This window comes from Shewanella sp. GutCb, from assembly GCF_002836135.1.
GTDB lineage: Bacteria > Pseudomonadota > Gammaproteobacteria > Enterobacterales > Shewanellaceae > Shewanella.
In genome coordinates this window covers 182,208-193,735 of the sequence record NZ_PJBL01000003.1, presented here as the reverse complement: position 1 = coordinate 193,735, position 11,528 = coordinate 182,208, and the positions used below count along the sequence as shown (strand labels likewise).

Sequence of the window (11,528 nt, the reverse complement as noted above, 5' to 3'; positions counted from 1 at the left end):
AGGCCACAGATATAGTGGACACATTTATCATCTCTATGTGGCTGTCATTGTTAGCCGGCGGCAACAGAGGATTAGTTTCGATAATTTCACTGTAGTTCATTAGATTAAAACTAATCTTTCTGGCTCATTCAACATAGAGACAGCCCTGCTTTTATTGATATTCCTTTCATTGGCTGATACTAAGTTAACATTGACATTTCTTTCACATTTTCTGGGTTAGGGTTATGTGTCGATTTGGTTAACGGATTAATGATAATAAATCAGGATATATAATGAAAAAATTATTGCTGTTACTGAGCTTTATGGCGTTTAGCTTAAGTGCCGCGCCTTCGTTGGACTACCAGGTACAAAATTTTCAAGACAAATTGGTTAGCCTTAATGAGTTTAAGGGGAAAGTGGTCTATTTGGATTTTTGGGCCTCTTGGTGTGGGCCTTGCCGTAAGTCTTTTCCGTGGATGAATGCAATGCATCAGAAATACCAACAACAAGGACTGGCCATTGTTGCTATTAACCTAGATGAAAATAAGGCGCTAGCTAAAAAATTCCTATCAAAATTACCCGCCGACTTTCATATCCGTTTCGATCCGCAAGCAGATGTCGCCAGCAAGTTTGATCTGCAAGGTATGCCAAGCAGCTATATCTTCAATCGTCAGGGAGAGTTAGTACAAATGCATCTGGGTTTTTTTGAAGAAAAATCGGCAGATTATGAAAATGAAATCATTGAATTGCTGAAGGAGTAACTCATGAATCGAACCATCATTGCTATTGCTATTGCGATCAGTTTATCCGCTTGTTCAAGCTTGGGTGTCGAGCCTTGGGAGAAAAATCAGTTGGCTCGGGCCGATATGGCGCTCGACAGCGAGAAATTAGACTTAGCCCTTGATGACCATATCTATTTTAGTAAAGAGGGGAGTAGTGGTGGTCGCTCACTCGCGGGAGGTGGATGCGGATGCAATTAAAGAATCCTAGTAATATCGCTAAAGCATTAGCGCTTGCTAGTTGCGCTCTGGTTGGGCAAAGCGCCCAAGTACAAGCCAGTGAAGAAAAGTTGGATGATTGGAAAGTTGATGCTGCCATCATGTACTACGGTGAGGAAGATAGAGTCCAGGCCGTTGAAGCTATCGGCAATGTGCAGAAAGCATTTGGCGATGAGTCTCTATTGGATATGAAACTGGTTGTGGATAGCTTGACCGGTGCATCAGCGTCTGGCGCTGTCGCCCAGGCAGAAACTCAAACCTTTACCCGCCCCTCCGGTAATGGTCAATATCAAACTGCTCCAGGTGAAACGCCTCTCGATGATACCTTTCATGATACCCGAGTGCAGGCAAGCGCAAACTGGGCTGAAACCTTGTCTCCGGTATGGAAAACCAATGTGGGTGTGAATGGATCTAAGGAGTTTGATTATTTCTCTATGGGTCTCAATGCTGGAATTGAGCGCAGCTTCAATAAAGACAACACCACACTGGTGTTATCGGGTGCTTACACCTTCGATACCATAGATCCGGTTGGTGGCAAGCCCGTAGCGTTTTCGGCCATGGCAGTCAGAGGAGATTATAATACCGAAGAGGAATATAGAACGGCTTTCGATCTGACTCGTGTTGAGGGAACTGAAGACAAAAAAACCATGGATATGATGTTAAGTATCACCCAGGTGCTGAGTCGTCGATGGGTATTTCAGGCAAACTACGGCTTGTCCAGCATATCGGGCTATATGACGGATCCTTATAAAATCTTGAGCCAGGTAGATGATACTGGGACGTCGCAGGGTTATTTATATGAGAATCGTCCGGATTCTCGTCTCAAACACAGCTTCTATATGATGACGAAAGGGGCGCTAGATGCGGGTGTTGTCGATTTTTCTTACCGTTATAGTACCGATGATTGGGACTTAAACTCCCATACTCTGGAGACCCATTATCGCTACTATTTCAGTGGGCGCTTCTATGGGCAGGTGCACCTGAGATATTATCAGCAACAAGCCGCCAATTTTTATCGTCCCTTCCTGATGGCTGACGAACCTCTTCCCGAATATGCCAGTGCAGATTACCGTATCGGTGATATGAGCAGTTATACTTTGGGGCTTAAGTTTGGCCAGCGCCTCTCCGGCGGTCATGAGATGAGTTATCGACTGGAGTACTATCAACAGAACCCAGAGAATAACGGCACCGAGTTAGTCGGCCAGTTGCAAGATCAGGATCTGTTTCCAGCGGTGAAAGCCATCATGGCACAGGTGAGTTACTCGTTTTAAATGTTAGCTCACTTAATTCGCGTAAATTAAGCGATAAGCATGCCGTTCTCCTATCATGTAAGGTGATTGTAGCGGATGTTTTAGTCGTTCTGGGTCTAGTGAAATTGAAAGCGGGAGAATGAGTATTCAACATCAAAGGGCATCATCTAATTTTCAATTGAGTCGTCGCAGCTGGGGGCATGTAGGTTCGTTCCGTGCGATGGCGAGTCCCTGTGAGTTACTCATCGCTAACGAAGATGAAAATATTACGCGTGCCATGATGGAATTAGCCACTTGTGAAGCCGCACGCATCGAACAAAAATTTAGCCGCTTCATTAAAGATAACCCTCTGTGGAAAATCAATCATGCCGCGGGGAAAGCCTCTCCCATCGATGCCGAAACAGCGAGTTTGCTGCAGTTTGCCCGCCAATGTTATCAACTCAGTGAGGGGCGTTTCGACATCAGCGCCGGTCCCTTAATGGCACTGTGGCGCTTCGATGGGAGTCAGTTCCCCAAGGCGAGTGATATCGAGCGAGCGAGGGCGTTAGTCGATTTTTCAAAGGTGAGCTTTAACGAACATCAACAGCAGTTTCCTGCAGGCATGTCTCTCGACTTTGGCGGTATCGCTAAAGAGTATGCCGTCGATAGAGTGGCTTATCTGCTTGCTGAGCAGTGGCCCGCTATTTCGGTGCTGGTTAACTTTGGCGGTGATATCGCTTGCCCAGTCTCTAAAGCGGCAGATGCCCCTCCTTGGCAAGTGGGCATTGAAAATCCCCAACGACTCGATAGCGCTGCGGCGTTACTGGAAATTCGCCAAGGCGCACTTGCCACCAGCGGTGATACCCGCCGATTTATCGAAAAAAATGGTCAGCGTTTTGGCCATATCATCGATCCAAGAACCGGTTATCCCATAGTCAAAGCGCCCCGTTCGGTCACCGTCCTCGCCCCTAACTGCGTCATGGCAGGTATGCTAGCAACCATGGCGATGCTTGAAGGCGCTCAAGCCGAAGCCTTTCTCAGCGAACAAGAAGTAGAGTTTAAGTGTTTTAGATAGAGACTCGGTTCCAATGACCAGCGGTCAGCGCATGTGCAGACACAACTCAGGTTGGATGTAACTCTTTATAAAAAAGGGTTATAAAAGCATGAATATTCGGTATGTTTGAATCGATTCACATCAGACTAGCTGTCTTTCTTGCACTGCTTTTTACTACAGAAGGGGCGAAGTGCCACGACTTGTTCGGCCGTAAGGCCGTTGCTTTAGTCAAGCGAGTAAAAAGTACCGAGTCTATTAAGTCCGGTAAAGCACTTTAATAACGTACTCATTGCAATGTACTATTACAGCGCTTCACAATGAGAAAGTGTTTAAGACACTCGAAAGTCAGCTTACAATATCTATACGCCTCTACGTCCTGTAAAGCACTTTAATCACATGCCAACCGAATTTGGTTTTAACTAAATGCGGTGTAATCAACTCACCGCTGAAGCAGACCTTATCGAATTGCGGCACCATTTGGCCTCTTTTGAACTCGCCTAAACTACCGCCTTTTTTACCCGACGGACAGCTAGAGTGTTTCTTAGCAAGCACGTCAAACTTAACGCCTTTGTTCAATTGTTTAATAATGTCTTCGCCAAGCTCTTTATGCTTAACCAAAATGTGCAGTGCAGCTGCCGTTTTTGCCATGTTTAGGCCTATGTCATGATGAAACTAATAGGCCGATTATACCGTTTAATCTAAGGGGGAGGCTAGGGTTGATATTAGCAATGCTTACCGTAAGCAGCTGAAGGTCTACTTACGGTAAGGCTGCTGATGAGCTTACTGAGCTTGCTTGGAGATATTGATAAGATCCTGCATGTCGATATCGACCGTAAAACTGCCGGGTACTTGTCGTGGTGGAAATGCTTTAAAGCTTTCTAACATTTGTTTTACTTTTACCTGTGCCGGAACAGCAACAAATGCACGCTTATACCACCAGTCATCGTAACCAAAGCCCTGATCACCTTTTTCGTAAGGGTCAGTAGCAAGATCAAACAGTTTAGGGATTCTTAAGGTTGTTTGAGACTGAGTCCAAACAGCCATGCCTTTGCTTTCTTGGATCTTAAAATTAAATTTCCAACGGCCATCCCGCATAGCAAGTAATTCACCATCATCAGACCAATAGAAAAACTGCTTTCGAGCGCTTTCATCAGTTTGATGGCTGAGGTAATCGACTTGATTATAACCATCTAAATGATTGTGGTATTGCTTACCATTTTTGGCGGTATAACCCGCGAGTAATTGCTTTTTTATCTCTGAGTTACCAGCGATGCTGGTGAGGGTTGGAAACCAGTCCGATGACGACATTATACCGTTAAACTTGGAGTTTGGTTTAATGTGCTTGGGCCACTTTACTAACGCCGGCACCCTAAATCCGCCCTCCCAGCCAGTATTCTTTTCACCTCTAAAGGGACCTGTGGCAGCGTCTGGCCAGGTGGCATTCATTGGGCCATTATCGGTGGTATAGATCACCAGCGTATTATCATCAATATCGAGTGAGGATAAATGGGCCAGCAACTCTCCTATCAGGTTATCGTGTTCGACCATACCATCAGCGTAGTCTCCTAAGCCCGTTACACCTGAATGTTTATCGCTGACGTGAGTGTAGTTATGCATTCGCGTGCTGTTATACCAAACGAAGAAGGGCTTTTTCTGCTTCACTTGGCGGCTGATAAAGTCATTGGCTGCTGCTAGGGTTTCATCGTCTACGGTTTCCATACGTTTACTTGTCAGCGGGCCGGTATCTTCAATTTTTCCATCTGCGTAGGAATGAATAACGCCACGCGGACCAAAGCGTTTTTTAAAGGCCGGGTCTTTCGGGTAATCGGCATTTTCAGGTTCCTCTTCAGCATTCAAGTGATAGAGGTTACCCATAAACTCATCGAAACCATGGTTAGTCGGTAACATCTCATCTCGATCGCCCAAGTGATTCTTTCCAAACTGTCCGGTTGCGTAGCCTAAGTCTTTAAGGGTTTGCGCCAAGGTTATATCTTGAGGCTGTATTCCTTGGCTAGAACCAGGTAAGCCGACTTTGCTGAGTCCGGTGCGAACAGGCATTTGTCCGGTAATAAATACCGAACGACCAGCAGTGCACGACTGCTCTGCATAATAGGAGGTAAGCATTGCGCCTTCATTGGCAATGCTATCGATGTTTGGCGTTTGATAGCCAAGCATGCCGTTGTTATAGGCGGAAATATTGCTGTAGCCAATATCGTCACCAAATATCACCAGAATATTGGGTTGCTCTGCGGCGCTAGCGGTACTGATGAGTATAGAGCTGACAATCAGGCTTTTTATCATGCTTATCATAATTAATATCCGTATTTTATTGAGTCAATGAGGCGCATTTAATGGGCTGGCAAGTAGGTGCCGTACTCCATACTTTTTCCAAGTTCAGGGTGGATCTCATCATGTTCACAGGCCAGATTCCCGTTGATAAATACCTGTTCGACTAGCCCCGGATTTCGGTTAACTAAGCGTTGTAGGTCAAAGTTTTCCATGTCTGCCCAACTGACTTGCTCTAGGTTTTGGGTAAATTTGGCGGGATTGATAATCACTATGTCTGCTCTATCACCCATGTGAATGCGCCCGGCATCAATGTTGAACCACTGCGCTTGATCGCCTGTCATACGAAATACCGCTTGCTCCATTGTCATAATGGCTTGGTTTTCATCGATACTTTCATTGACGAGCTTTAGCATTCTTAATGGCAAGTTATAAAAGGCCATATTCCGAATATGAGCACCCGCATCGCTAAAGGTGATTAAAGACTTTTTATCTTTGACCATGTTTTTAAGTATGTGCTTACGGTGGTTCGCGACGGTGGTGTACCAGCGAAGATCAGTACCGTATTCCACAACGAGGTCGAGAAATAGGTCGACCACATGGATCTGTTTTTTATCGGCTACTTCGGCAAAGTTTTTACCCACGATGGATTCATCTGGGCAGTCGAGAATAATGGCGTCACCAAAGTCGCGTTGCCAGACTCTAGGGCTGAGTTTTTCACCGTAGAATTTTCTAAAGTCACGGCGATATTTTTCATCTTTTAGTAATGCGTTACGGGCTATTTTGTCTTTTAGATCTAATGCCAGTTCGCCGGCACCGAACTCTTCAAAAAACACCACATCGATACCGTCAGCGTAAACAGTGAAGGGGGTTGGTAGCACTTGCCAGCGAAAATCACCATTGAAGAAGTTGGTGACTTGAGCGGCTAGGTTGGTGATTTTACTCAAATAGACGCTGCCTTTTAGATCCATTCGACTAATTAAGGTGGTCTTTAAAGGCTTTTTGAAAATGCCGATGCATTCGCGCATGTATTGATTTATTTGCAGAATGGCGGCTGCGTTGGGTGCCCCTTGATGCACCCGGTCATATTGGCGCACTAAATTATTAAGGCGGGAAACTTCTTTCCACTTAGCGTAGGTGCTCGGTAAGCTTTTGGACCATTCACGATTACCGTCAAGTTTGTCCCATTTAAGGCACATGGTTGATAATCCTAAAAAGCCAATCTCTAGAGACTCTTTTAGCAGGCGTTCCATCTGTACCATTTCAGCTTCAGTGGGCACTACATTGCGATCAGTGGCACGGTGTAAACCCATAACGGCGACTCGCATATCGCTGTGGCCTAGCATGCTAACGACATTGGGGCCTAGCGGATGGTTTTTAGCAAATGTCACCCACTGCTTTGGTGTGTGCCAGGTTTTGTATTTTTTTAGAATAGGCAACACTTTTTCACGAGGAACGGTTTCAACTCGAGTAAAGATATCAGAGGCATCTTCATATTCACTGCACACCATGCTCAATGAACAACTACCGACCAAAACGGTGGTGATGCCATGGCGAACTGACTCCGATAAGCTCGGACTGACAATCAGCTCAGCATCATAGTGTGTGTGGGTGTCGATAAAACCGGGCATCAGCCATTTATCTTCGGCATCAATAATATGATCGCAGCCGGTTTCACTAATGTTTGAGCTAGATACTTTGGCTATCCTGCCGTTTTTTATCGCAATATTTTGAATAGATGAGGCTGCGCCAGTGCCATCAAAATAGCGAGCTCCCTTGATAATGGTATCGTATGCAGACATTGAAAACTCCGAATGTTGTTAATCGTTTTTATTATGTTTATCGATTCGACACATTCAGATTAAGGCTTAGCTAATTAACATTCTTGTCATTTGGTGACAAATTGGCGATTATCTAATCACAGTTAGTTGATAGGTGACGTATTGATGCAGCAAGATTATCTCATTCGTAGTGGCTCGTTAGTGGGGTTTGATGGCTTAGTGACCGAACTGGGAGGTGATGCTGAACACTTGCTTTTACAATGCGCTTTAACCGCTGAAGACATTGTTAACCCCGATAATATGATTGCCGTTGCGGACATGATTAACTTGCTTGAACTGAGCGCGGAACAGTTAAATTGCAAAGACTTTGGTTTACGTTTAGCGGCGACACAAGGGCTTGAGATGTTGGGTGCGGTAGGCATGATAATGCAGACAAGCCAAACAGTGAGAGCAGCCTTGATTCATGCGCAGCGTTATATGGCGATACATAGCCAGGGTGAATATTGGATGTTGCGTGAGTTTGCTTCATCGGCGTTTATCGAACGTTATCAAGTGTTCCAAGATATAAGCCATGCAAAGCAGTACAAGGAGTTATCTTTTGGTGTGTGTTTAGGCTTAGTTAAAACACTTATTGGCCCTCAAGTAAAATTGGACCGACTTGAGTTCGCCCATACCGCAATATCTGATAGTGCGGTATATCGAAAATACTTTGAGTGCTCTGTGGTGTTTAATCAGGAAAATGACCGACTGGTCCTCGATAACAGTTATTTAGCACAGAAATCGCAATCGATATCAGCGCAAGATAAAGCTCAAGTTGAAGGTTATTTAGAGGCTCTCATTGGACAGTTTGGTGACGATATTGAGCGCAAGGTTAAAACTTTAATTTTACAAACGATGGGGATGGGGGATGCTAATATTGATGAAATTGCGTCAATGTTGAATATGAATAGGCGCACCCTTCAACGGCGCTTAAGATGTAAAGGTTTAACATTTAAGCGGTTATTGATGGACGTTAGAGTGAGTTCTGCCTGTTGGCATTTAACCTCAAGTCAAATTGACATTACCTTGTTATCTGAGGTGTTGGGCTTTAGCGATGTGAGTGCTTTTTCTAAATCGTTTAAACATAGGATGCAGCTGTCTCCTTTGCAGTGGCGCAAGCAAAACACACAATAGTCAGTGACTCGCTTTGCTGCTTGATTATAATGGGTGAATATAAGTTAGTTGGAAGAGTGAGTGTTAAAGTCTAAGGCATATCATCGCATTGGTCCTGATTACCGTTTTGATGAGCAAGTCAGTTTTGTTGATGTCAAAGAGGTGTTTGGCTTAGGTCATATCCGCTTAGGCAAGTGGGTAGAAAATGCGGAGCGTGATAAAGCGGCAAATCTGATCTTTGACTCCTTAGCGGATCTTGCTTTTATTTTAAAGCTACCGCCTAAAGCGCTCGGTTTACGGCAAACACTTAACCTTGCTTTTGGTACCGGTGGCCAAAAAGGAGTGCAGGCGCATTATGCGCCGGATAGACGTGAACTGGCACTGGCTAAAAATGCGGGTGCTGGGGCACTTGCGCATGAGTTTTGGCATGCCTTTGATCATTATATCGCTCCAAAATCATTTCATATCTCATCTAATAGAATCTCTTTTGCGAGTCATAGTTGGATTGCTGATGTAAAGCCGATTAAACATCCGTTAAACCAACGCTTAGAACGGGTATTTGAAGTGAGTATGCTTAGCGACGATGGTGAGGAAGGGCATGACTATGTCAGCCGCGCGATTGCGTTAGATAAGCAATATGGCACGCAGTACTTTTCAAAACCAACCGAATTAATGGCGCGCGCGTTTGAATCTTGTATCGAATCCTATGCTGATATTAGTAATCCTTATTTAGTGGATGAAACCTTACATTCAGACCTTTTTGATGCTGGCGGTTATCCTACGATCGAACATCGACAGCAAATATTCAGTGTGTTGATTGATTATTTTGAACCCTTGGGTGAGGCGTTAGGCCGAGAGTAAAGTACAGATTATATTGATATTAGAGACAAAAAAGCCCGCATTAGCGGGCTTGGTCTCGAACTGGCTGACAGTGAAAATGATCCGTTAAGCGGTCTTCACTTTCCAATTAACTTTTTCACCAGCGAAGAAAGGGACGATAGGGTTGCCGTTTGGCAGAATGATCTCTGACGGTACTGTCCAAGTCTCTTTTATCAGCGTGACGGTACTCGTGTTGCGTGGCAGACCATAAAAGTCTGGACCATGAGTACTGGCAAAGCCTTCAAGCTTATCCAACGCACCTAAGTCATCAAACACCTGAGCATAAAGCTCTAATGCGCTCCAAGCGCTATAACAACCTGCACAGCCGCATGCAGATTCTTTACGGTGCTTTTCGTGTGGGGCAGAGTCGGTGCCTAAAAAGAACTTACTTGAACCCGTCGCCACAGCAGCGCGCAGCGCTTCTTGATGAGTACTGCGTTTTAAAACCGGTAAGCAGAAATTATGTGGGCGCACGCCACCAACCAGTAGATCATTACGGTTAAGCAGTAAATGCTGTGGCGTAATCGTGGCTGCTACATTATCTGCGGCTGACATGACAAAGTCTGCAGCTTCTTTAGTGGTGATGTGTTCAAACACCACTTTAAGGTTTGGGAAGGCATCAACGATACGCGCTAGGTAGCGCTCAATGAAGAGAGCTTCACGATCAAAAATATCGATATGTGATTCAGTCACTTCACCATGAACAAGCAGCAGTAAACCGTGTCTGGCCATTGCCTCAAATATAGGAAATAGCGAATCTAACGCTTTTACTGCCGCATCAGAATTGGTGGTGGCACCCGCTGGGTAAAGCTTTGCTGCAACAATACCCGCGGCTTTAGCATCAATGATGTCTTGCTCTGTCGTATTGTTGGTTAGGAAAATGGTCATTAGAGGTTCAAAATTAGAACCTGCTGGACGAGCAGCTAAAATCCGCTCACGGTATGCAATGGCAAGCTTTGCATCTGTGATAGGAGGTAACAGATTGGGCATCACGATAGCGCGATTAAACAATCTTGCGGTTGCTGGTACGGTTTCTTGCAACATATCTCCATCACGAAAATGAAGGTGCCAATCGTCTGGTGTCAGTAGGGTAAGCTGCGTCATGTAGGGTTCCTAAGCGTTTACGACAAAGTATTAGGTGCTTTCTTATATGCTATTTTTGCGAGCTATATTGTGCCTGAAATCGCCTCTGCTTAATAGCAGTACCTGCGAAGATAACAGTAACGTTAAGCTTGTTATCGTGGCTTGTTTGAAAATATTTGTTTCGCCAATATTCTATGAGTTGATCCAGCCTATCCGTAGATATGAATCTAATTTTGTAGTGGCGCGCAAACAGATTATAAAAAGAGGGGTCTGTGAAAACCGTTATAGAGTTACTTATTTCACCGATGGCTGTTAACCTCTACTGTCATTTATAAAGAAGAATGTTTATCTGTATGCGTCTTGATAAGTTTTTGTGTAAAAGTACTGAGCTAACCCGTATTGCAGCGACTCAATGTATTGAGCTGGGCGAGGTGAGCGTGAATGACAAGGTTATTACCGAAGCTAGATTTCAAGTGCATGAGAACAACTCTGTTGTTTGGCAAGGCAGGCGATTAGTCGCCCGGCCTTCACGCTATATCATGCTGCATAAACCCGTTGATACTTTGAGCTCGAATGTCGATGGTGATTACCCGAGCCTATTTCGTTGCATTGATGTGGATAGAGCTGAGGATCTGCATATTGTGGGACGCTTAGATGCTGACACCTCTGGATTAGTATTGCTGACCGATGATGGTCGTTGGTCATTTGAAATCATCAGGCCGGAAAAACAGTGCCCAAAAACTTATCGAGTCACACTGCGCGATGCTATTGGCGACGATGTTGCGGCTAAATTTTTAGTGGGTGTTCAACTGCAAAATGAGTCACAACTTACTGCGGCTGCGCATCTTAAGGTTGTGACTGAAAATGAAGTACTGCTGACGATCACTGAAGGCAAGTATCACCAAGTAAAGCGAATGTTTGCCGCCGTAGGTAATCGAGTTAATGGTCTTCACCGTGAACAAATTGGCAGCTTGCAACTTGATGTTGAACTTGCTCAATGGCGCTACCTTACCCCCGATGAAGTGGCCAAGTTTCTGTAATTTTGAGCGAGTTAATTTTTTAGTGTATTAGTTTTCGTGTTGATTAA

Annotated in this window: 11 protein-coding genes; 7 read left to right on the top strand and 4 right to left on the bottom strand. The window is 44.8% G+C overall.

The window, feature by feature from the left end; genetic code table 11:
- The first annotated feature begins 272 nt into the window (after positions 1-272).
- The 4 genes from CXF86_RS04170 to CXF86_RS04155 all read left to right on the top strand — a co-directional run bounded on the left by CXF86_RS04170 (position 273) and on the right by CXF86_RS04155 (position 3,281).
- On the top strand, positions 273-740 hold the full coding sequence (locus tag CXF86_RS04170; RefSeq protein WP_101091296.1) for a TlpA family protein disulfide reductase: 468 nt from the start codon (positions 273-275) through the stop codon (positions 738-740).
- Between the two features lie 3 nt (positions 741-743).
- Complete coding sequence (locus CXF86_RS04165; RefSeq protein WP_101091297.1) at positions 744-959, top strand: DUF4266 domain-containing protein; 216 nt, start codon at positions 744-746, stop codon at positions 957-959.
- Positions 950-2,248, top strand: coding sequence for a DUF3570 domain-containing protein (locus CXF86_RS04160; RefSeq protein ID WP_102038405.1), 1,299 nt, complete (start codon positions 950-952; stop codon positions 2,246-2,248). Before CXF86_RS04165 ends, CXF86_RS04160 begins: the two co-directional genes overlap by 10 nt.
- A gap of 118 nt (positions 2,249-2,366) precedes the next feature.
- Positions 2,367-3,281 carry an FAD:protein FMN transferase gene (locus CXF86_RS04155; protein ID WP_102038404.1) on the top strand — a complete coding sequence of 305 codons (915 nt, stop codon included), beginning with the start codon at positions 2,367-2,369 and terminating at the stop codon, positions 3,279-3,281.
- A gap of 348 nt (positions 3,282-3,629) precedes the next feature.
- Here the strand turns inward: CXF86_RS04155 and ppiC are convergent, their stop codons facing one another.
- The 3 genes from ppiC to CXF86_RS04140 all read right to left on the bottom strand — a co-directional run bounded on the left by ppiC (position 3,630) and on the right by CXF86_RS04140 (position 7,348).
- Positions 3,630-3,908, bottom strand: a complete 279-nt coding sequence (gene ppiC / locus CXF86_RS04150) for a peptidylprolyl isomerase PpiC (RefSeq protein ID WP_101091300.1) — start codon at positions 3,906-3,908, stop codon at positions 3,630-3,632.
- Positions 3,909-4,040: 132 nt separating this feature from the next.
- Entirely contained in the window at positions 4,041-5,570 is a 1,530-nt protein-coding gene (locus CXF86_RS04145) for an arylsulfatase (protein WP_102038403.1), read from the bottom strand.
- A gap of 38 nt (positions 5,571-5,608) precedes the next feature.
- Positions 5,609-7,348 carry an N-acyl-D-amino-acid deacylase family protein gene (locus CXF86_RS04140; RefSeq protein ID WP_102038402.1) on the bottom strand — a complete coding sequence of 580 codons (1,740 nt, stop codon included), beginning with the start codon at positions 7,346-7,348 and terminating at the stop codon, positions 5,609-5,611.
- Between the two features lie 144 nt (positions 7,349-7,492).
- Here CXF86_RS04140 and CXF86_RS04135 point away from each other — a divergent pair, with 144 nt between their 5' ends.
- Positions 7,493-8,500 (top strand): AraC family transcriptional regulator, encoded by a 1,008-nt coding sequence (locus tag CXF86_RS04135; RefSeq protein WP_102038401.1) that lies wholly within the window; start codon positions 7,493-7,495, stop codon positions 8,498-8,500.
- Between the two features lie 60 nt (positions 8,501-8,560).
- The gene (locus tag CXF86_RS04130) at positions 8,561-9,340 is read left to right on the top strand and encodes a CLCA_X family protein (protein ID WP_102038400.1); all 780 of its coding nucleotides are present in this window, start codon (positions 8,561-8,563) and stop codon (positions 9,338-9,340) included.
- Between the two features lie 84 nt (positions 9,341-9,424).
- Here CXF86_RS04130 and pyrC read toward each other — a convergent pair whose 3' ends face one another.
- Positions 9,425-10,462, bottom strand: a complete 1,038-nt coding sequence (gene pyrC, locus CXF86_RS04125; protein ID WP_101091305.1) for a dihydroorotase — start codon at positions 10,460-10,462, stop codon at positions 9,425-9,427.
- A 332-nt stretch (positions 10,463-10,794) separates the two neighbouring features.
- Between pyrC and CXF86_RS04120 the strand changes: the two genes are divergently transcribed.
- Complete coding sequence (locus CXF86_RS04120; RefSeq protein WP_101091306.1) at positions 10,795-11,481, top strand: pseudouridine synthase; 687 nt, start codon at positions 10,795-10,797, stop codon at positions 11,479-11,481.
- The last annotated feature ends 47 nt before the right edge of the window (positions 11,482-11,528 follow it).